Source organism: Wolbachia endosymbiont of Rhagoletis indifferens, assembly GCF_048537595.1.
Lineage (GTDB): Bacteria > Pseudomonadota > Alphaproteobacteria > Rickettsiales > Anaplasmataceae > Wolbachia.
This window is the reverse complement of record NZ_CP175923.1, coordinates 238,971-259,011: the sequence shown is the minus strand read 5'-3', so window position 1 is coordinate 259,011 and position 20,041 is coordinate 238,971. Positions and strand designations below refer to the sequence as shown.

The 20,041-nt window shown below is 35.8% G+C and carries 22 protein-coding genes and 1 tRNA gene; 10 read left to right on the top strand and 13 right to left on the bottom strand.

Annotated elements, in window-relative coordinates; genetic code table 11:
• Positions 1-49: 49 nt before the first annotated feature.
• Together ACJZL1_RS01295 and tkt are read right to left on the bottom strand one after the other, a co-directional pair.
• Positions 50-298, bottom strand: a complete 249-nt coding sequence (locus tag ACJZL1_RS01295; protein WP_419247332.1) for a hypothetical protein — start codon at positions 296-298, stop codon at positions 50-52.
• Positions 299-315: 17 nt separating this feature from the next.
• Entirely contained in the window at positions 316-2,367 is a 2,052-nt protein-coding gene (gene tkt / locus ACJZL1_RS01290) for a transketolase (protein WP_419247331.1), read from the bottom strand.
• Positions 2,368-2,472: 105 nt separating this feature from the next.
• On the opposite strand from tkt, the gene rpsD reads away from it, so the two are divergent.
• The 3 genes from rpsD (at position 2,473) to iscX (ending at position 3,408) form a co-directional block, all read left to right on the top strand.
• Positions 2,473-3,087, top strand: coding sequence for a 30S ribosomal protein S4 (gene rpsD, locus ACJZL1_RS01285; protein WP_353282675.1), 615 nt, complete (start codon positions 2,473-2,475; stop codon positions 3,085-3,087).
• A 9-nt stretch (positions 3,088-3,096) separates the two neighbouring features.
• Positions 3,097-3,183, top strand: a tRNA-Leu gene (locus ACJZL1_RS01280).
• Between the two features lie 30 nt (positions 3,184-3,213).
• Entirely contained in the window at positions 3,214-3,408 is a 195-nt protein-coding gene (gene iscX, locus ACJZL1_RS01275; RefSeq protein WP_265025516.1) for a Fe-S cluster assembly protein IscX, read from the top strand.
• 293 nt (positions 3,409-3,701) lie between these two features.
• On the opposite strand, the gene ACJZL1_RS01270 is transcribed toward iscX, so the two are convergent.
• Positions 3,702-3,833 carry a hypothetical protein gene (locus ACJZL1_RS01270; RefSeq protein ID WP_419247330.1) on the bottom strand — a complete coding sequence of 44 codons (132 nt, stop codon included), beginning with the start codon at positions 3,831-3,833 and terminating at the stop codon, positions 3,702-3,704.
• Positions 3,834-4,195: 362 nt separating this feature from the next.
• Between ACJZL1_RS01270 and ACJZL1_RS01265 the strand changes: the two genes are divergently transcribed.
• From ACJZL1_RS01265 to ACJZL1_RS01245, 5 genes are read left to right on the top strand one after another with little or no spacing between them, the layout of a single operon-like run.
• Positions 4,196-4,537, top strand: coding sequence for a DUF721 domain-containing protein (locus tag ACJZL1_RS01265; protein WP_010082513.1), 342 nt, complete (start codon positions 4,196-4,198; stop codon positions 4,535-4,537).
• 37 nt (positions 4,538-4,574) lie between these two features.
• A complete protein-coding gene (rpmB, locus tag ACJZL1_RS01260) occupies positions 4,575-4,889 on the top strand; it encodes a 50S ribosomal protein L28 (RefSeq protein WP_265025513.1) in 315 nt (104 codons plus the stop codon).
• Entirely contained in the window at positions 4,882-5,745 is an 864-nt protein-coding gene (lipA, locus tag ACJZL1_RS01255) for a lipoyl synthase (RefSeq protein WP_265025512.1), read from the top strand. Before rpmB ends, lipA begins: the two co-directional genes overlap by 8 nt.
• 60 nt (positions 5,746-5,805) lie before the next feature.
• On the top strand, positions 5,806-6,522 hold the full coding sequence (gene ubiE, locus ACJZL1_RS01250; protein ID WP_265025511.1) for a bifunctional demethylmenaquinone methyltransferase/2-methoxy-6-polyprenyl-1,4-benzoquinol methylase UbiE: 717 nt from the start codon (positions 5,806-5,808) through the stop codon (positions 6,520-6,522).
• A complete protein-coding gene (locus tag ACJZL1_RS01245) occupies positions 6,519-7,634 on the top strand; it encodes an FtsW/RodA/SpoVE family cell cycle protein (protein ID WP_419247329.1) in 1,116 nt (371 codons plus the stop codon). Before ubiE ends, ACJZL1_RS01245 begins: the two co-directional genes overlap by 4 nt.
• A gap of 109 nt (positions 7,635-7,743) precedes the next feature.
• Here ACJZL1_RS01245 and ACJZL1_RS01240 read toward each other — a convergent pair whose 3' ends face one another.
• The 9 genes from ACJZL1_RS01240 to ACJZL1_RS01200 form a co-directional block, all read right to left on the bottom strand.
• Positions 7,744-9,369, bottom strand: a complete 1,626-nt coding sequence (locus ACJZL1_RS01240) for an ankyrin repeat domain-containing protein (RefSeq protein ID WP_419247328.1) — start codon at positions 9,367-9,369, stop codon at positions 7,744-7,746.
• A gap of 160 nt (positions 9,370-9,529) precedes the next feature.
• Positions 9,530-9,829 carry a type II toxin-antitoxin system RelE family toxin gene (locus ACJZL1_RS01235; RefSeq protein WP_250295924.1) on the bottom strand — a complete coding sequence of 100 codons (300 nt, stop codon included), beginning with the start codon at positions 9,827-9,829 and terminating at the stop codon, positions 9,530-9,532.
• Positions 9,810-10,034, bottom strand: coding sequence for a hypothetical protein (locus ACJZL1_RS01230; protein WP_174132978.1), 225 nt, complete (start codon positions 10,032-10,034; stop codon positions 9,810-9,812). Before ACJZL1_RS01230 ends, ACJZL1_RS01235 begins: the two co-directional genes overlap by 20 nt.
• 95 nt (positions 10,035-10,129) lie before the next feature.
• Positions 10,130-11,836 (bottom strand): arginine--tRNA ligase, encoded by a 1,707-nt coding sequence (gene argS, locus ACJZL1_RS01225; protein WP_419247327.1) that lies wholly within the window; start codon positions 11,834-11,836, stop codon positions 10,130-10,132.
• Between the two features lie 133 nt (positions 11,837-11,969).
• Entirely contained in the window at positions 11,970-13,478 is a 1,509-nt protein-coding gene (locus tag ACJZL1_RS01220; RefSeq protein WP_419247326.1) for a hypothetical protein, read from the bottom strand.
• A gap of 83 nt (positions 13,479-13,561) precedes the next feature.
• On the bottom strand, positions 13,562-14,080 hold the full coding sequence (locus tag ACJZL1_RS01215; RefSeq protein WP_353284970.1) for a hypothetical protein: 519 nt from the start codon (positions 14,078-14,080) through the stop codon (positions 13,562-13,564).
• Between the two features lie 696 nt (positions 14,081-14,776).
• Positions 14,777-16,483: an ABC transporter ATP-binding protein gene (locus ACJZL1_RS01210; protein ID WP_419247325.1), complete on the bottom strand. Its 1,707-nt coding sequence runs from the start codon at positions 16,481-16,483 to the stop codon at positions 14,777-14,779.
• Complete coding sequence (locus ACJZL1_RS01205; RefSeq protein WP_353284972.1) at positions 16,473-16,613, bottom strand: hypothetical protein; 141 nt, start codon at positions 16,611-16,613, stop codon at positions 16,473-16,475. The genes ACJZL1_RS01210 and ACJZL1_RS01205 overlap by 11 nt, the downstream gene beginning before the upstream one ends.
• Before the next feature lie 18 nt (positions 16,614-16,631).
• Positions 16,632-16,787 carry a hypothetical protein gene (locus ACJZL1_RS01200; RefSeq protein WP_419247324.1) on the bottom strand — a complete coding sequence of 52 codons (156 nt, stop codon included), beginning with the start codon at positions 16,785-16,787 and terminating at the stop codon, positions 16,632-16,634.
• Between the two features lie 156 nt (positions 16,788-16,943).
• Here ACJZL1_RS01200 and ACJZL1_RS01195 point away from each other — a divergent pair, with 156 nt between their 5' ends.
• Both ACJZL1_RS01195 and ACJZL1_RS01190 read left to right on the top strand, forming a co-directional pair.
• Positions 16,944-17,075 (top strand): hypothetical protein, encoded by a 132-nt coding sequence (locus ACJZL1_RS01195; protein ID WP_419247323.1) that lies wholly within the window; start codon positions 16,944-16,946, stop codon positions 17,073-17,075.
• On the top strand, positions 17,060-18,016 hold the full coding sequence (locus ACJZL1_RS01190; RefSeq protein WP_264735368.1) for an IS5 family transposase: 957 nt from the start codon (positions 17,060-17,062) through the stop codon (positions 18,014-18,016). The genes ACJZL1_RS01195 and ACJZL1_RS01190 overlap by 16 nt, the downstream gene beginning before the upstream one ends.
• A gap of 581 nt (positions 18,017-18,597) precedes the next feature.
• Here the strand turns inward: ACJZL1_RS01190 and ACJZL1_RS01185 are convergent.
• The gene (locus tag ACJZL1_RS01185) at positions 18,598-19,893 is read right to left on the bottom strand and encodes a Na+/H+ antiporter NhaC family protein (protein WP_353284978.1); all 1,296 of its coding nucleotides are present in this window, start codon (positions 19,891-19,893) and stop codon (positions 18,598-18,600) included.
• Positions 19,894-20,041 lie beyond the last annotated feature (148 nt).

Genomic DNA, 20,041 nt, shown 5'->3' with positions numbered 1-20,041 from the left:
GTTTACTAGATTCCAGCGTCACGCGCTGGAATGACATGGTGGTATGTATTCAAGTAGCTGACACTGGTTCCTTTATGACGGCAGTGCCCAGAGGTGTCATCCCAGTGCCCAGACACTGGGATCCAGGAAACTTAATTGCAAGTAATGCATTGGGTTTGGTGAGTATGGGTTTTGCGTTATAGAATGAAGCACTTTTGGTGAATTTGTAAAGAAAACTAGATGCCAGTGTCAAGCACTGGCATGACATCATCTTGGATAACATCACGTGCTGGAATGACAAAGAAGAGTGGGCTTTCATATGGTTATGCAAGAGGTTTACTGAATGCAACCTAACTTCTCACACACACATTTTACTACGTAATCAGCGCTGATATAAAAATGCTCATAGAGTGTTTTATAAGGTGCTGATTCTCCGAAGCTTTTCATGCCAATAAATATACCGTTTGAACCTATATACTTATGCCAACCCATTTCACTTCCAGCTTCAATTGCAACTTTAATGCTGTCATTATTTAATATCGCCGCTTTATATTCATCGCTTTGCTCGTCAAAAAGCCTCCAGCATGGCATAGAAACAACCCTTGTACCTATACCTTTTTCCTGCAATTTCTCCCTTGCTTTAACTGCAATTTCAACTTCAGATCCGGTAGCAAATATTGTCACTTTTAATTCTTTTGAACATTCACACAAAATATATGCACCAAACTTCGATAGATTAGCAGATTGATCGATATCAGAATGCATGTAACTTACGTTTTGCCTTGAGAGCGCAAACAGTGCTGGAGATTCTTTCTTTTCGAGTGCAATGCTAACACACTCCAGAGTTTCAACTGCATCGGCTGGTCTAAAAACATATAGATTTGGTATAGCACGCAAAGAAGCTAAATGCTCTATTGGTTGGTGAGTTGGGCCATCTTCTCCCACTCCAATTGAGTCGTGAGTCATGACATACATAACCTGCTGTTTCATCAGAGCTGAAAGACGTATAGCAGGACGACAATAGTCGGAAAATACCAAAAAAGTGCCACCATAAGGAAGAATCGCGCCGTGAAGAGCCATACCATTCATACAAGCTGCCATAGCGTGTTCTCTCACTCCATAGTGGATATAAGAACCAGTATAATTATTACTATCTATTACCTGCATGTGCTTATATTTAGTGCAATTTGACCCAGTAAGATCAGCAGAACCGCCGATTAATTCCGGCATAGACTCAGTTAAAAGTTCCATTACCATGCCGAAAGAAGATCGAGTAGCTTCGTTTGGCATTGTCTCGTGTATTTGTTTCTTCAAGTTAGCCAAAACACTATCGATATTATCTGGTAGACGTTTATCTAACCGTCTTTGAAGTTCTGCATGATACCCTGTCATCCCAGCATTCTCTTCTGTCATCCCAGTGCTTGACACTGGGATCCATTCTTTTTCTTCTTTTCTGGATTCCAGCGTCACGCGCTGGAATGACATCGTGTAATTTTGTTTTGCTCTCTCAACAGTTTTCTTCCAGGCGTTTTTCACATCTTCTGGCACATGAAATGGCTCGTAGTTCCAATCCAATTTTTCTCTCATCTGTTTGATGTCTTCCTCCGAAAAAGCACCACTGTGAGCAGAGGATGTGCCAGCACGGCTTGAAAATTTTCCGATAATGGTTTTGCAGCAGATCATCGTAGGTTTATCAGACTTTTTTGCTTGCTCTATTGTAAGGGATATGGCATCAAAATCATGGCCATCAATTTTGTCAACATTCCATCCATACGCTAAGAAGCGTTTCTCTACATCATCAGAACAGGAAAGGCAAGTAGCGCCATCTATAGAGATATCATTATCATCAAAAAGGGCTATTAATTTATTCAATTTAAGATGTCCAGCAAGTGATGCTGCTTCATGGCTTATTCCTTCCATAAGACAGCCATCCCCTAGCATCACGTAAGTGTAGTGATTAATTAAGCTATCTCCAAATTGTTCTTTAAGAATCGATTCAGCAAGTGCCATGCCAACAGCAGCGGCAAACCCCTTACCGAGCGGGCCTGTCGTTGCCTCTACCCCGGAAGTCAAGCCAAACTCTGGATGACCTGGGGTCTTGGATCCCATTTGCCTGAAGTTTTTTAGCTCATCTATGCTAATATAACCTGTCAAATATAATATTGAATATAGTAACATTGACCCATGACCGTTTGATAAAACAAAGCGATCTCTATTGAACCATTTAGAATCATCAGGATTATGATTCAGATATTTAGCAAACAAGACAGTTGCAACATCTGCCATGCCAAGTGGCATACCTGGGTGTCCAGAGTTTGCTTTTTGTACTGCATCAATTGATAAAAAACGGATGGCGTTTGCCATAGATTCCAAAGGTAGATGATTCATAGAAAAACTTAAAAATGAAGTATAAAAGATTATACCAGCAAAAACAAGTTGACACTGAGTGCTAAAATCCTTAATAATCTAGAGTTGAATCGTGAGAGTTTTTATATGACAACTGTTATCACTAGAAAGTATAGGATTAGCCGTAGACTTGGTGTAAATTTATGGGGTAGAGCTAAAGACCCAGTAAACAAAAGGAAATACCCTCCTGGTCAACATGGTATTCTTGGATTCAAGAAGTTATCCGACTTTGGTAAGCAGTTTGCTGCGCATAAGAAATTTAAGTTTTACTATGCGATTTCAAGTAAGCAGCTCAGACGTACATTTTTAGATGCTTATAACAGAAAGGGTTATACGGCTGATAATTTTATCGGTATCTTAGAATCGAGATTAAGTTCTGTTTTATACCACTCTAGTCTTGTGCCAACAATTTATGCAGCGAAGCAGCTCATATCTCATAAGCACGTTACAGTTAATGATAAGGTGGTTAACATATCAAGTTATCGAGTGAAACCAGGTGATATAATAAAAATAAGAGAAAGGGCAGCAAAAATCCCTGTAGTAGTAGAGGCTGAACAAAAACAAGAGCGCAAGGCTCCGGATTATTTGGAGACAGATAGTAAAGAGCATTCAGTGAAATATTTGAGGTCGCCTCAATATTCTGAGGTTCCTTATTCAGCGGACATGGAAGTCAATTTAGTAGTAGAGTTTTACTCTAGATAGGTAAAAAAAGCCCGTGTGGCGGAATCGGTAGACGCAGCGGACTTAAAATCCGTGGGTTTTGCGACCTTGGGAGTTCAAGTCTCCCCATGGGCACCAATTTAACTTAGCAGATAAATACAAAAAAGTATGAAATGGCTTGATATAGAAGATATTGTAGAAGCTCTGGAGGAAAAATTTTCAGATGAGAATATAATTAGTATCAGATTCACTGAGCTTAAAAAAAAGGTCTTGAGTTTAGAGGAATTTGATGATGATGAAAAACGCTGTAACGAGAAAATACTCGAAGCCATTCAAGCAGCTTGGATTGAGGAAAGATCTTAACAAATAAGAAATAACTATCGCTATTAAAAGTTAGCGCGTGACGCTGGAATGGCTTTGTTGCATCGCTACTTATGAAAGGCTAACTATAGTTAGGATTATAAGCAACCTATTGAAAATCTTGTTTTTTTGCAATCAATCTGATCAAATTTAAGAATAGTAATTTATTATTTATATTAATAAACTTAATTCTATTGAAAATAGCTAAAGCATTGAAATTCTTGAATTTTAGCCGGATTAGTGAGTGGTAGTGAAATTTCTTTTACTCAAATTTAGGTATTCACTGACCGTTCTTGTTATAAATACCAGAATAATAAGCTACTGATATTCTCCATCTTTTTTATCTTTAATCCATCATAGCTAGCGATGCAACAAAGCCCGCTGGAATCCAGAAAAAAAAGAAAAATGGATCCCAGCTGGGATGACAACAAAAAAGAAGGAGTCTAAAATTCGGACACCGTACATCATTCATTTTAGACAATACTGTACTTTTTAAATCTAATTTAAAATTCACTCAGGTTAATAATAATTTAACTAATTACAATTAAAACAGCTAGAAGGTTAATTATGAGGCAAAACAAAAATTTTTGAATGGAACGACTTACTTAACAAGTGCTACGTTAAGGTAGATTGTTACATAAAAATACTGCTTTTATGGTGTGAGGCTAGAGGTTTGTAAAGTAGTTAGAAGGTTGTCATCCCAGTGTTAGCTACTTGGATTTGGCACTGAGGAAATCCAATGTAGTAGTAAACCTTACTTATTTAGTTATACTAGAAACAAAACAGAAAAATGCTCAAACGTAGCGGTCCAAAAAAATTAAAGTCTATAATTGAAAATTACGCATTAAAATGCATGAAAAATAAGATTAGCAAAAATGAAATACGTCTGATTTTAAACTGGCGAAATATAGTAGGGAAAGAAATAGCAGAGTGTACAAAACCGAAAAAGATCTCATATGCACAGAATATAAATTCGGGTGTATTGCATCTGGTAGTAACAAATGGCAGTAAAGCATTAGAAATTCAGCATATGATTTCTCTTATAATAGAAAAAATTACGATATTTTTTGGCTATAAAGCAGTATATGGTATAAAAATTAAGCAAGAGAGTATTGACTATTTGACTATATAAGGTAATCTAAGTACATAGAATAATTTGGTATATTGAAGTGAGTAGAGTTTGTGAATTAACAAATAGAAAAAAATCTTTTGGTAATAAGGTATCACATTCGAATCGTAAAACAAAGCGTACCTTTCTTTTAAATTTACATAAGGTTACGTTAACAAGTGATCTATTGAATAAAAAGTTTAGATTTCGTGTGGCAACAAGAACTTTGAGAACTATAGATTACAAAGGTGATTTAGATGCTTTTTTGCTCAACACAAGAACGATCAAACTAAGTGAAAAAGCACAGAAGATAAAAAGAAGGTTGAAAAAAGTTTTAGTAAAGCAAGAGGTAGAGTTAGCCGTTTCAGATGCATAGCAAACCTCAATGGCTCAGAGCAAAAGCTCCGACCGGTGAAGTATTCAATGAAACTTTAAACATCGTTAAACTGCATAACTTACATACGGTATGTGAAGAAGCTGCATGTCCAAATATTGGTGAATGTTGGAATAAACGTCATGCTACTGTGATGATTCTTGGTTCTGTTTGCACTCGTGCTTGTGCATTTTGCAACGTTGCAACTGGCATTCCTGATAAACTAGACCCTCATGAACCAGAAAATTTAGCAAAAGCGATAAAAAAGTTAAACTTAAAACATGTTGTCATTACCTCTGTTGATCGTGATGATTTGCCAGATGGTGGCGCAAATCAGTTTATAAAGTGCATAGAAGAAATTAGAAAGATAACTTCAGAAACAACAATAGAGATTTTAACTCCTGATTTTTTAAATAAGAAAGGAGCATTTGAAGCAATTGCTGTTGCATCACCTGATGTCTATAACCACAATATTGAAACAGTGCCGAGATTGTATGCAAAAATAAGACCACGAGCTCGCTATTTTCATTCACTATATTTACTGAAGATGGTAAAGCAGATTAATCCTAAAGTTTTCACAAAGTCAGGGCTTATGGTTGGTCTTGGAGAAAAAAAAGAGGAAATACTTCAGGTTATGGACGATTTGCGCAGTGCTGAAGTTGATTTTATTACAATTGGTCAATATCTACAACCAACTCCAAAACATGCAAAACTTGATAGGTATGTTACCCCAGAAGAGTTTGAGCATTATAAATACATTGCTTACTCCAAAGGTTTCTTAGTGGTTGCATCAAGCCCACTAACTCGGTCATCATACCACGCTGAAGAAGATTTTAACAGGCTCAAGGCCTGTCGTTAATATTTATGTTAATTCAAATTAATTTTTACTAATTATAAAGGAGTTGAGCGACTTTACGTAATGTCTACTATAAAAATCGAGAAGAAATCACAATTAGTTAAAGAGGTATTCGATTCCGTGGCAAGTCGCTACGACACCATGAATGATATAATGAGCCTTGGAATGCACAGATTATGGAAAGATAAAATGGTAAATAGTGTGCATTTTACAAAAAACTCTAAGGTTTTAGATGTTGCTGGAGGAACTGGAGATATAGCAATAAGAATAGTAAGAAAAGAGCCAAGTGCTAAGGTTACAGTATGCGATATAAATCAGAATATGCTAAGCAGAGGACGTGATAAAGCTATAAATTCAAACCAAATTAATTTTGATTGGGTATGTGCGAACGCAGAAAGTTTACCATTTGAAGACTCCGAATTTGATTATTGCACAATAGCTTTTGGCATTCGAAATGTTTCTGACCGCAAGAAGGCTTTAAATGAGGCGCACAGGGTATTAAAACCACATGGAAAATTTATCTGCTTAGAATTTGCCCCTATGCACTATCAAAATGAGATATTTACCAAACTTTATGACTTATATTCATTTAAAGTAATTCCTAAAATTGGCAGCATAGTTGCTCAAGACGAGAGTTCTTATGAATATTTAGTGAAGAGCATCAGAGAATTTCCAACTCAGGCTGATTTTAAAATGGAAATTGAAGAGGTAGGCTTTAAGAATGTTGAGTTTCATAATATGAGCTATGGAATAGTGGCATTACACATTGGAACAAAATGAATATTAAACTCTGGTATAGAACCCTAGATTATTATCTTATCCTTCCAGTGTTTTTTTTGCTCACTATAAGCTTCATTCTTGTTTATTCAGCAAGCCCTGTAATTGCGCAGCGTCTTTCTCTACCACAGGATTATTTTATACGGCGCCATACAATTTATATAGTTCTATCACTGATTACCTTAGTAACATTTTCTTTTCTCAACACAAGAACTATACTTAACCTCTCATTCGCAGGTTTCATTTTATTTACTATTCTAGTGGCAGCTGCGATAATACTTGGTATAGAGGTAAAAGGTGCGAAACGATGGTTACATATTGTCAAAATTTCAGTTCAACCATCTGAGTTCGTAAGGCCATTTTTTTCTGTTGTTATAGCTAGTATCTTGGCCAGCGGAATGAAGTTTAAAATGCACATATCAATCATAATATTTCTGTTAGTTTTTGTGTTGTTACTTTTGCAACCTGATTTCAGTATGTCCATGCTTTTAACATATTCTTTTATTGGTCAAATGTTTATTGCATGTATACCATTTTTATACTTTCTATGCATAATAGGAATGGCCACAACTGGAACTACAATAGCTTACTTATGCCTCCCACATATAAAGCAAAGGATTTACAATTTTGTCTTTTTTACGCAGCGCGATAACTTTCAAGTCACAAAATCATTAGAAGCATTCAAAAGAGGTCAATTAACTGGAGTTGGACCTGGTGAAGGTAGCGTAAAAACCTCTCTTCCTGATTGTCATACAGATTTTGTGTTTTCTGTTTTAGCAGAAGAATTTGGTTTGATTACGTGCTTAGCCACATTGATGTTATTTGGCATCATTTCCGCCCGCTTGCTTTACGTTGCATATAGGGAAAATGAACTACTTAATCTGTTGGTGATTCTTGGTATCTCAATTCAATTCATCACACAATTCATAATAAACATAGGGGTAACATTGAGTGTTTTTCCCACCACCGGCATAACCCTGCCACTACTTAGTTATGGTGGCTCTTCTCTTTTATCTTCGAGCATTGCACTTGGCATAATGCTGTCTTTCAGTAGAAATCAAGCTATTGCATTAAAGTTTCGTGAGCGTGTTATGCTTGGAAGGTATATGGACTAAACTTGTACCGCTCACAACTGTACGAACGTTGCGATATAGGGGTCAAGAATGATGTCATCCCAGTGCCTCTATGATGTCATGAAAGTAGCTGACACTGGAATCCAGCAGATCAAGCTTTCCGCTCATCCCCAGTTATGCCTTGTTCTTCTTCCACTTCATCTATTTTAGTACTAGGCTTTAACATCATATATGTGATACCACCAACTGCTAGTGCCGCCACCGTAACTGCAACAACTGCTATTACTATAGGTATTAACTCAACTGCAATTGTTCCGGTTGCAAAAAGTGCTACTGCTATTGCAGCACCTAATAATGCTGTCAAACCACCATAAAAAACGCTTTTTTTAAATGCTCGTTTTCCCAGTTGTGTTTCTTCTGCTTCCTCTAGAAGTTTCTTTATAACATCATCTTGAGCTAAGTCTCTTGGAGTTTTACCATGTTCATCCTTTATTAAAGGATCTGCTCCATTTTCTATTAGAATTTTTACTATCTCTGTATGGCCTTCTTCAGCAGCTAAATATAAAGGAGTCTGTCCAAATTCATTTGCTGCATTAATATCAATCCCTTTTGCTTGTAATAGAACCTTTACTATCTCTGTACAGCCTTCTTCAGCAGCTAAATGTAAAGGAGTATCACCACATTCCCCTATTGCATTAACATCTGCTCCATTTTCTATTAGAATTTTTACTATCTCTGTATGGCCTTCTTCAGCAGCTAAATGTAAAGGAGTCTGTCCAAATTCATTTGCTGCATTAATATCAATCCCTTTTGCTTGTAATAGAACCTTTACTATCTCTGTACAGCCTTCTTCAGCAGCTAAATGTAAAGGAGTATCACCACATTCCCCTATTGCATTAACATCTGCTCTTTTTGCTATTAGAACTTTTACTGTATCTATATGATCATTTCTAGTAGCCCAATGTAAAGGAGTCCATCCATCTTGATCTTTTGCATTAACATTTGCCTCTTTTTCTATTAGAGCACTTACTATTTCTTTACAACCTTTTTCAGCAGCCCAATGCAAAGGAGTTTTTTTATTTTCATCTACTGTATCAACTTCTGCATTGCTTTGTAATAGAACTTTAACTATCTCTGTATGACCATTTCTAAAAGCCCAATGTAAAGGAGTGTATCCATCTATATCTTTTGCATCAACCTTTGCTCTTTTTGCTATTAGAACTTTTACTGTATCTATATGACCATATTCAGCAGCATTATGTAGAGGAGTACTTTTTAAATAACCATCTTCTGCATTAACATCTGCTCCTCTATCTATTAGAGCACTTACTATCTCTATATAACCTTTGTCAGCAGCATCATGTAGGGGAGTATGTTTAAAATGATCTTTTGCATTAACATTTGCTCTATTTTGTATTAGAGCATTTACTATATCTATATGACCATGCTGAATAGCGTAACATAAGAGAACTATTCCCGATTTGCTTATTGCATTAACATTTGCTCCGTTTTGTATTAGAGCATTTACTACATCTGCATGACCATTTTCAGCAGCTAAATGCAATAACGTAAATCGATCATATGCTATTAGTGTATCATCTTTAATTTCAAATAGGTAATCTACATCAAAACTGGCCCTTTCCCAATTTTCATATTCACCTTTACCTTCTGCCTTTAATTTCCCTTTTATTTTTTCAACTATATTATCTTTATTTAAACCCTTGTCGTCATTAACGGCACTTAATATTTTTTTCCACTCTTCATGTTTTATTGCCATAGCTCTACCTACAAATTCAATAATACTTTAACTATTACACATAAAGTAAAAAAGTCAACTCATCTCTTCCAAAGGCTCTATATTAAAGATGGAAAGTCCAGAAGCAATGACGTGCGCTAAGGCTTGTACGAGTTGCAGCGGTGAGGTCTTTCTTATATTTTTAATTGTGTAATCTTCTGTGTTTGTAAATGTTTTTTCTATGCCCCACTGCAGTAATAAGTACTTTACGTTCTGAATGATTTATGATGTAAATTATACGGTAGTTGCTAACCCTTATCCTATATTGCCCTCTAAAGCTATGACATAAAGGCTTTCCTAGATTAAAAGGATCAACTGTAAGGCGTTTCTTTATGGCCTCCTGAACCATTAATTTAATCTTTGCCGGAAGAGCTGGAATTTCTTTTTCAATAACATTTTTTAAGAATTTTATAGTGTAAGTTTTATTTCCAGATGTTTTCATCATCCTCTACTTCTTCTTCACCTTCAGAGAGGCGATCGTCAGCTATTTCGGATAGCTCTACATCTTCTTCGAACTCTTCTTCCACTAAATCTACTAAAACTTCAGGGATAGTTTTATTTTGAATCTCTGCCATTTCTGTAAGATACTGAGCCAATTTACTGTCAAAACTTACATTAACATTGAGCTTTTTTTGACTGTGAGCCATATATTAACCAAAAAATACTACTATAAACTATAACATTTTTACTTAATTTTGTCAACTCCTTTATTCGTTGAAAAAACAATCTTGCACAAAAAAAGTCAACTCATCTCTTCCAAAGGTTCTATATTAAAGATGGAAAGTCCAGAAGCGATGACGTGCGCTAAGGCTTGTACGAGAAACATTCTTGCAGCGGTGAGGTTTAAGTTGTCTTCCAGTATGAACCGCATGTTTAAATCACTCTTGCCATACCCCCATAGGACGTGAAACGCTTCTGCAACTTCAAGTAAGTAGAAAGTAATTCTGTGTGGCTCATAAAGCCTTGCTGCAATTTTTACCACATCTGGCCACTTTGCTAAGGTTTTTATGAGGAAGAGCTCCCCATCGGTCTTTAAAAGTGAAGGATCTGCTGTTGGGAGCTCTTTTGGAGCATTACGCATTAACGAATGAGCACGAGCATGCGCATATTGCACGTAAAAAATAGGATTGTCTTTTGACTGTTCTTTAACTTTAGCAAAATCAAAGTCCAAGACCATATCATTCTTGCGTGTTAGCATTATAAAATGAGTTATGTCCCTGCCAACTTCTTCCACTACATCTCTTGCTGTGAGGAAGTTTCCTGATCTTTTGGACATTTTAACAGGTTTGCCATTCTCAAAAAAATTCACAATATTATGCAGTTTTACCTCTATTTTTGCTTGATTATCACTCAGCGCAGAGACGACTGCTTTGAGCCTTTTGACATAACCGCCGTGGTCACTACCAACCTCTAAGATCATATTGTTAAAACCACGTGATATCTTATCAAAATGGTAAGCGATATCCGAGGCAAAATAAGTCCAACTGCCGTCCTCTTTTTTCAGTGCGCGGTCAACATCATCACCAAATTTTGTAGAGCGAAATAACATTTCTTTTCTGGAAGTCCAATTTTCGCTTTCTTTGCCTTTTGGTTTCTCCAAGTACCCTTCATACACTAGACCCTTGTCAGACAATATCTTTATACTCTCTTCAATTTTGCCACTTTTTTGTAGCTCATACTCTGAAGTAAAAACATCATGACTTACTCCAAGTAAGTTCATGTCTTCCTTTATGAGTTCTAAGATAGAACTTAAAGTATAGTCTCTAATTATCTGATTATCTTGCTTTTTTAGAAGCTCTTTGCCATATTTTTTAGCCAGCTCCTCCCCTATCGGTTTTAAATATTCACCTGGGTATAAACCTTTTTCTATACTGATTTTTTCTCCCAGAGCTTCCTTATACCGCAAATATACTGACTTTATTAGTGTATCTATCTGCGCTCCAGCATCGTTAATATAGTATTCCTTAGTAACTTTATAACCAACTTTTTTCAATAAATTTGCCAGAACGTCACCAAATACTGCCCCTCTTGCATGACCAATATGCAGTGGACCAGTTGGATTTGCAGATACAAACTCAACATTGATGGCCTGATTGTTCCCTATATCTAGGGTACCAAACTCTGTTTTTAGCTCATTTATTTGTTTTAAAATTCCATGCCACACTTCTATTTTTAAGTGCATGTTGATGAAACCAGGGCCTGCTATTTCCACTTTTGCAACTTCATCAAAAAGTTCAAATTCTTTGGCTAAAACCTCTGCAATTTCAATGGGATTCTTCTTTTCATGCTTTGCAAGCACCATGGCAACGTTTGTGTAAATATCTCCATGCGCTCTATTGCTTGGAGGCTCTACGATAAAGTTTGTTGCATTCGTGCTTATAACACCCCTTTGCTTCAACTCATTTAATTTGCTGGAAATTAGAGAGGAAACCTGTTTAAAAATGTTCATCAACTAGAAAAACTATGAAAACCTCCAACAATATAGCGAATAAGTGGGGCTAGTTGAAGGTTTATCTTATCTCTATTCTTTGTTTGGTGTAAGGCGACCTTTTCTGGGTCGAAAGACCCAGAAAAGTTATGGTTTATATTAAGTCGTTATTGCTAGTATAATAAGAAGCGTTATTGTTCTCATTTTCATATATACTTGTTGCACTTGTTGCCATATCGGACTTGAGCATCTGGTCATTAAACGCAGGAATTTTTAATATAATCGTTTTATCTCCAGCATCCCAAATGGATTCGTTCAGTGTTTTAATGCACTTCTTGCAGGCTTCACCATTACCACAATCCTCTATCGATTTAGGTCTACCATCATCTTTAAGGTAACGCTGACATACAGCATAATGCTGATCAGTTTCTTCACCATCTTTATTTATTATCTTTCCTGTTTTGTAATTAACAAGCAACAGCGGCATACCCTGCTTCGTAATTATATTTTGTTCTTCCGATCCCATTTGAATAGGTTTACTAACAAGGTTAGGACATTCTTCATTAAAGAAGTTTTTGCTATATTCTTTAGTGTCGTAACTGCTCTTTGCAGAATAACAAAGACTTTTAGTCTCTGTGTCACTCTTGCAAACGGAGTCATTGGGAAGTTCTGTACACTTTTTACACCACATGTTGCTAGGGCTACCCCACGCATAGTTAATATCATCTGAAAAAGCAAGCTTAAAATTATGTGCTGAATATGGAGCATTTGCATCTGATTTTATGTGTTCCATAATTTTAGGGTTATCAAACATCTCAGGATACAGTTTCTTTAGTATATCTGATGTATTAAAAGCATAATGACCTACCTGATTCTCAGGAGAGTATTTATAATAGCCAGAGTAAGCTCCGCATTTGTTAATTATAGCGTGTTCTGGAGTGATTACTTTAGGCATAATAATAATACCATCTTCAGGAGGACGTTCTTTATCAATATTACCTTTGACTTCCTCAATTACAGTATCTTTAATAAATTCTTTCAACTTGTCCTTTATTTTATCCTCTATCTCCTTCTGTATTGCATCCTTATCACATTTACAATCTATCTCATCCTTTATTTCGTCTTTTATTTTATTTTTCATTTCCTCCTTAGTCTTATCATCAATTTCACATTTAAGGTCTTTCTTCAGTTCATTCTTAATATTTTCCTTCATTTCACCCTTAGTCTTATCATCAATTTCACATTTAAGGTCTTTCTTCAGTTCATTCTTAATATTTTCCTTCATTTCACCCTTAGTCTTATCATCAATTTCACATTTAAGGTCTTTCTTCAGTTCATTCTTAATATTTTCCTTTATTTCACCCTTAGTCTTATCATCAATTTCACACTTAAGGTCTTTCTTCAGTTCATTCTTAACGTTTTCCTTTATTTCACCCTTAGTCTTATCATCAATTTCACACTTAAGATCTTTCTTCAGTTCATTCTTAACATTTTCCTTTATTTTACCTTCTATCTCCTTCTGTATTGCATTCTTATCACATCCACCGGTCTTATCCTTGTTGATTACCAGCGGCATATTATTAGTATCACATATTCTAAGTGGTCGGTGATGTATATAGCTTTTACCCTGTTGACATGGATAAAAAAGGTTATTTTTTAACATAGTATACCTCCATTGGTAAGTCATGATTATTAAAAATTAATTAATAAGTAGAGGTGCAGTGAATACCCACCTCTGTAGTGCTCCTAAATAACTTCAAAAGTATCTTCTGGTACTGACATCTCTTCAGAAAAAAATGCTGTTACTTTACGTGAATCTGATATGGAAGAATTTATTGCATCCACACAAGCTTTACATGAAGCATCGCTATCACATCCTCCTATGAGTTTATTGTTTGGGCCAATTTCAAGATCGTTTTTAGTTTCTTCTATAATTTTTTGACATTCTTTAAAATTTTTACCAGTAGATTCCTTAGTAGTGGCATCAAGAATCTCGCCAGTAACTGGGTTGATTAGTATTGCAAGCTTTGAAAAGTCAATTGGTTCTTTAGGTTCAGGTTTAGGTTCAGGCTGTGGACAAGGTGGTATACGTATGTTAATGGTGGTAGGGTTGCATGGTTCAAAGCAAGGATGGTGGTTCCATAGTTTGGGAGTGCAAGTTGTATGTGTAGGAATACACGGATGCACGTGTGCACAATTTCGTGGTTCAGAGGTGTAAGCCGTGTATGGAGAAGCGTATGATTGTGAAAAAAGATTGTAGTTCATAATAGTTTCCTTAGTAATTAAAAATTACTATAATTATAGTATATAATAGTTAAAATAATAATAATTTAAAGACTAAAATTAGCATACACAAAGTCCTTAACTTACAGTACATTTCAAAATACGACTTTAATGTAGCAGATATTAGAGTTAAAAGTTTTACTATGGTAGAATAATGATAAGATTCCAAGAAGAAGCTGTCAGTAGTCAAATTAGTCGTGTTGCTGAAATAAATTGTAATATATGGTTACTGTGAATAATAAGTAAGCACCTGTTTATTATATTTTCAAGCAAAATGTGAAGCACATGGGAAACCATGTGCTCTTGGAAGCATGTATAGCTAGACATGCGTTTATGAGTTGTTTAAAAACAATCCTCTAGCAAAAAAACCCAAATTCATCACAAGGATTATGACATGTGTCATAATAGTTATGATATGAGTTAAAATGATTGTGGCACGAATTAGTAGCACAAGGTGCGTATGCAGGTGCACAAGCTTGTGCACAGTTCGATACTGGTGCTGGTAAAGCTGGCAAATTATAACCCGTAAATGGTAGTTTTGGTAAATTACTGCAATGAGAAAACATAATAATCCTTAAAAAAATACTATGATGTTATTATAAATCACAATAATTAAAGATTTAATAATTGTGATTATAAATCTAGCATATCAACTAACGGTATGATTTAAATTTTCTTTCAATTCCACTGTATCTTCGCCAGTTTTGCATATAGCCCGTCTTTACTCATTAGAGAGTCATGAGTTCCTACTTCTTCTACTTTTCCATGATTAATTACTATAATCTTGTCAGTTTTAAGTGCGGTTGATAATCTGTGTGTAATTACGATTGTTGTTCTGTTTTGCATTAACTTGCTCAATGCTTTTTGCACGAGGTTTTCACTTTCATAATCAAGTGCGGAGGTTGCTTCATCCAGTATTAAAACCTGAGGGTTTTTGAGTATGGCTCTTGCTATTACAATACGTTGTTTTTGTCCTTCAGAAAGTTTTAACCCTCTTTTTCCTACAAATGTATCAAATTTATCAGGCAGCTTATCAATAAATTCCATCGCATAAGCACCGATAGCTGCTTGCCTTACTTCCTCATATTCAGCACCCGGTTTGCCATATAGTATATTTTCCATTATTGAGCAAGAAAATATCATGTGATCTTGTGGCACTAAGCCAAACAACGATCTGAGGTCATTTAGCGCAATTGACTTAATATTGTGCCCATCGATAGTAATGCTACCTTTATTTGGATCATGAAAACGGAGCAGAAGCTTTAAAATGGTGCTTTTACCACTGCCAGATGGTCCAACAATTGATACTGCTTGACCTGCCTCTATAGAAAATGATACGTTATCTAATGCTGGCTTATCAGCATAAAAAAATGTTACGCCATTAAACGAAATTCCTTTTTGAACACTACAAATTTTTATAGGATCGTCGGGATCTGCTATAGAGCTTTTCATATTTTTAAATTCAAATAAACGCTCTACTATTCCAAGACCTCGTTGTAAATCACTGATATTATCGCTCAAATTATTTATAGCTCCTGCTGCGAGCGCTGAATAAAACACAAATGAGGAGAGTTTTCCAATAGTTATATTATTGCTTAAGACTTCTTTAATACCAAAAAAGAGCAAAACAACTAGTGAACCTATCACACACGTGATAACTAGAGTTACTAGAATAGCACGCAAGAGTACTAATTTTACGTATGATTTTGATACTGAGTTTAAATACTCCTTAAAACGGGTTTTTTCATTTTCTTCGAGTACAAACGATTTGATAGTCACTATAGATCGAAAATTTTCCTCACTAAATGACGCAAGCTCACTTAATTTATCCTGGGCAAAGCGTGCATAGCTACGCACTTTTTTTCCAAGTGAGGTCATGATAATGAGTAGTATAGGTATTATTGCGACTGCATACGCAGTTAGTTGTATATTTGTATATAATAACATGGCAACACTACCAATCAGAATCACAAAATTTCGTAATATGGTTAGTAAGCTGCTGTTTATTATTGATTGCAGCATAGAGGTATCAGTAATCAACGCTGAGATAACATCTTGTACGCCTGTGTTCTCAAAGAAACTTGGTTGCAAGTCAGTGATACTGCTATATAAGTCATATCTGATTCTTGCGATAACTTTCTCGCTGCCAATGCCAATGAAATATAACCGAGTAAATGCAGTGAGAGAAATGGCTAAAACTATAAGTATTGCAACTAATAGTTTGGTAGTAAAATCGTGCTCTGTACCAGAATCAATTATATTGCTTAAGCCTCTGCCAAAGAGGAGGATCGTTAAGGCTGAAAATAAAACTGCAATAAAAGCTATGATGAAATAAGATAGATTAGGCTTTATATAGTAAAATAACTGCCTAATATTAGATCGCATCGTATTTTGAAGTTCCTAAAGTTAAGTATATAGATTTTAGTTTCAGGGGAAAGGGGAAAGGTGTAGCACAATAGCTAACGTCATACCGCCACGAACCGTCATACCGCCGCGGTATCTCATCCGCTAACAAAGCAGGATGACAGCGGTCCTACGTCATACCGCCGCAGTATCTTTTAGCCGCTAACAAGCAGCGGGATGACGAGCTTATCGTCATACTGCCGTGAACCGTCATACTGTCACGAACCGTCATACCGTCACGGTATCTCTTAGCCGCTAACACGTAGCGGGATGACGAGGATGCCACCGCGAACCGTCATACCGCCGCGGTATCTCATCAGCTAACAAGCAGCGGGATGACGATTGTCAGGCTAGCTGTCATCCCAGTGCCCAGACACTGGGATCCAGGAAAGTTTGCTTGTTTACAAGCAAACTAGCATAGAAAGTGGTTACAACGTTTTCGATGAGATTATATGGAAAACTGGATTCCAGTGGGCTTTGTTGCATAGCAACCGAAAAAATCTGGTGGCTACTGACAAAATTCATTATAAATAACCATTTAACTGTTGAAGAAAAAATATGCCACAGAAAATGAAAGTCAGTAACCAAAACGAATATAACAAATTCCTTGAAAAAAGGGGAAATATTTTTCGTTACATCGATGAAGCTATCGAAAATTGGTATGAAAATAGTCCAAAAATGCAGGGCGGCAACTATATTTACAGTGATAAAGTCGTAATTTTGGTGCATATAATTGTCAATCTTTTTAGAATTGGTTTAAGACAAACGGTGGGGTTTATAAAAGGATATCTGCAACAAATAGGAAAAAATTTGGCAGTTATCAGCTATTCACAAGCATCAAGAAGGTTTAAAAAACTTAATATTAAGATAAATGATTGCAGGGTTGATAAAAGCAACATGGAAAATATTGAAATTATCATAGATAGCACAAGTATCAGCATTTACAGTAACACTCCTGGCCACAGTAAGGAAAACAGTGCAGATAGAAAGTACCGAAGCTACGAGCAAGTAAGAAAGTTACATGTTATGTTAAGTGTGAATAGTAAAAAAGCTATAGCTGCAAGATACAGTAATGGCGTCTACTCTGACCACTATGGAGCTTGCGATTTGCTTGAAGAAGTTAATTTTCAGCACAAAATAAAAGCATTATATGCAGATAGGGCATACGATAGGCACAAACTTTATAAATTGTGTAAGAAATACGATATAAAGACAAAAGTTCTACCAAAAAAGGATGCAGCAGAACATTCAAAAATAGATTATATGTCTGACAGAAATGCTGCTATTAGGTTAATAAAATTATATGGACAAGATGGTGTAAAAGAGTGGAAAAAGGAAGCAATTTATGGAAAGAGATCTTACATAGAAGGATTTTTCTCAAGGTTGAAGCAAGTATTTGGATTTAGCTTTAGGAATAAATCTGAAGTAAATCGTGAAAAAGAATTACTAATTAAGTGCTATTTGCTCAACAAATTCACTGATATTGGTATGGCTAAATTTGAAATCATTACATAAATTTGTCGTAAACCATCACTGCTTAAGGTGCTATGCAACAAAGCCATTCCAGTGTCAAGCACTGGAATGACATCACAGGGGCACTGGAATGACACCTCTCTTGGGCTCTTTTAGCTATAAACATTAAGAAATTTACCAAACGAAAAAAAAGGCAAAAGAAGCCCTAGTAATTGTCTATTTTCAGTATTGGCGTTTTTTTAAGTCTTAAACACTGCAATTTAGCTGCTTTTAAATGCAACTCACCTTTGTTTAAATGTTTAAGAAATTTACTAAGCAGAAAAAAAGGCAAAAGAAACCCCGTGTTAGCTAGTTGTCACTCTCTAATCCTGCAAATTGGCGTACTATACTGTCTTAAACGACTTATAAGCGCGTTTCAGCTTATATAGGTAAAAACCTAGAAATATTGTGAAGACATAAGGTGCACATAGTGCAAAAAATTAAAAATAAGACGCCAACTACGTTGTTTTCTTGCTGTTTAATCTGCACAGATGAAGATAACTGAATACCTTCAGTTTCATGATAAGGGGGCTGGCGGAGGGTGTCAAGTAATTCCGTTCCTTATGGGTAAAAAAAGAGAAACTCTAAGTTGCAGCCGCACGATGTTTCTCTTTTCTGCTGTTGATGATTATTTCGCCTATTGTAACTGCTGCTAAAATAAAGCAGTAATATACCTGTGTTAATAAAGAAACAGGTGATACAAAGGCGATGCTACCTGCCAGCAATAGTTGAGAACCATAAGGTAAGATACCTTTTGTAGCACAAGCAAAAACATCTAATAAGTATGCACTGCGGTATGGTGCAATATCGTGTTTCTGTGCGAGTCTTTTTGCAATGCCACCACTTAGTAAAATAGCAATGGTATTATTGGCAACCAAGGTAGTAAACATAGACGCAATTCCTGCTATCACAAATTCAGCTTTAGTTTTTGTGATATTGCTTTCATCGATGAGTTTATGCAACGCTTTTTGACCTTGTTTGTACATTATATGGCTCAACCCACCGATAAATAGAGCAAATATCATTATCTCGTTTACTTTTTTGAAACCGTCATACACGTCATGAGGAAATTGAATGATAGCATAGTCAAAAAAAGTTATTCCTAGCACACCAGCAATAATTATGTTTACAGTTATTGTTACTAAAGTGGTGACTTCAAGCAGCCCCATGATTATTAAAGAAATGTAAGGAATAATTTTTATTATAGAATAATAATCTAAATTTGATATAGAAATAATTTTTGTACTACTTGAAATTACTGCCAGATAGGTGAGTGTTATAATGCTGGCAATAATTGCAACTTTAGAGTTCATTTTAAGTTTATCTTTTGCTGAAGCTCCCTGTGAAGAAACAGATGCAATGGTGGTATCAGATATCATCGAAAGGTTATCGCCAAATACAGCACCACCTACTACAGTTGCAGTTCCTATTTCAAGACCAAAAGCTCCACTTTTTGCCAGATTAACAGCTATAGGTACCATCAGCGCAACAACTCCCATAGATGTACCAATCGCAGTTGAAATAAAAGCAGAAGCCAAAAATACTCCAGGAAGTAGTAATCGTGCTGGAAGGAAATTAAGAATTAAATTAGCAACAGTGTCTGCGCTACCAATTGATTGAGTAACCGCAGAAAATGCTCCGGAAAATAGAAAAATCAAGCACATAGTAAGGGTATTTTTGTCACCCATGCCCTTGATAACAGTATCTATGTTATGTTGAATTTTATTTGTACCACGTGAGACAGCAAAAAATAGTGCTGGTAACAAGCATATTACTGGTGAAACCTGATGAAGTGGATTATCAGTTCCGATAAAAGAAAAATAAGCACCACTTCCAAGGTATAAGATTAAAAAAATGATCAAAGGGACAAAAGCTGTCATTTCACTGTACCTCAAACTTACAACTATAACTAATTAAGTGGTCTTAAGCAAGTTTGGTTTTCACTAGTTCTACAGGAAGTTAATAGCAGAGTTTTAAACTTCATATTTAATCTACTAAATAAATAGCACATGTAGCCGAAGAGTTTAT

Bases quoted from the DNA above. Each gene is read 5' to 3' on its own strand.
- ACJZL1_RS01295 (WP_419247332.1), bottom strand. From the start codon at position 298: ATGAAAGCCCACTCTTCTTTGTCATTCCAGCACGTGATGTTATCCAAG.
- tkt (WP_419247331.1), bottom strand. From the start codon at position 2,367: ATGAATCATCTACCTTTGGAATCTATGGCAAACGCCATCCGTTTTTTA.
- rpsD (WP_353282675.1), top strand. From the start codon at position 2,473: ATGACAACTGTTATCACTAGAAAGTATAGGATTAGCCGTAGACTTGGT.
- iscX (WP_265025516.1), top strand. From the start codon at position 3,214: ATGAAATGGCTTGATATAGAAGATATTGTAGAAGCTCTGGAGGAAAAA.
- ACJZL1_RS01265 (WP_010082513.1), top strand. From the start codon at position 4,196: ATGCTCAAACGTAGCGGTCCAAAAAAATTAAAGTCTATAATTGAAAAT.
- lipA (WP_265025512.1), top strand. From the start codon at position 4,882: ATGCATAGCAAACCTCAATGGCTCAGAGCAAAAGCTCCGACCGGTGAA.
- ubiE (WP_265025511.1), top strand. From the start codon at position 5,806: ATGTCTACTATAAAAATCGAGAAGAAATCACAATTAGTTAAAGAGGTA.
- ACJZL1_RS01245 (WP_419247329.1), top strand. From the start codon at position 6,519: ATGAATATTAAACTCTGGTATAGAACCCTAGATTATTATCTTATCCTT.
- ACJZL1_RS01240 (WP_419247328.1), bottom strand. From the start codon at position 9,369: ATGGCAATAAAACATGAAGAGTGGAAAAAAATATTAAGTGCCGTTAAT.
- ACJZL1_RS01235 (WP_250295924.1), bottom strand. From the start codon at position 9,829: ATGAAAACATCTGGAAATAAAACTTACACTATAAAATTCTTAAAAAAT.
- ACJZL1_RS01230 (WP_174132978.1), bottom strand. From the start codon at position 10,034: ATGGCTCACAGTCAAAAAAAGCTCAATGTTAATGTAAGTTTTGACAGT.
- argS (WP_419247327.1), bottom strand. From the start codon at position 11,836: ATGAACATTTTTAAACAGGTTTCCTCTCTAATTTCCAGCAAATTAAAT.
- ACJZL1_RS01220 (WP_419247326.1), bottom strand. From the start codon at position 13,478: ATGTTAAAAAATAACCTTTTTTATCCATGTCAACAGGGTAAAAGCTAT.
- ACJZL1_RS01215 (WP_353284970.1), bottom strand. From the start codon at position 14,080: ATGAACTACAATCTTTTTTCACAATCATACGCTTCTCCATACACGGCT.
- ACJZL1_RS01210 (WP_419247325.1), bottom strand. From the start codon at position 16,483: ATGCGATCTAATATTAGGCAGTTATTTTACTATATAAAGCCTAATCTA.
- ACJZL1_RS01195 (WP_419247323.1), top strand. From the start codon at position 16,944: ATGAGATTATATGGAAAACTGGATTCCAGTGGGCTTTGTTGCATAGCA.
- ACJZL1_RS01190 (WP_264735368.1), top strand. From the start codon at position 17,060: ATGCCACAGAAAATGAAAGTCAGTAACCAAAACGAATATAACAAATTC.
- ACJZL1_RS01185 (WP_353284978.1), bottom strand. From the start codon at position 19,893: ATGACAGCTTTTGTCCCTTTGATCATTTTTTTAATCTTATACCTTGGA.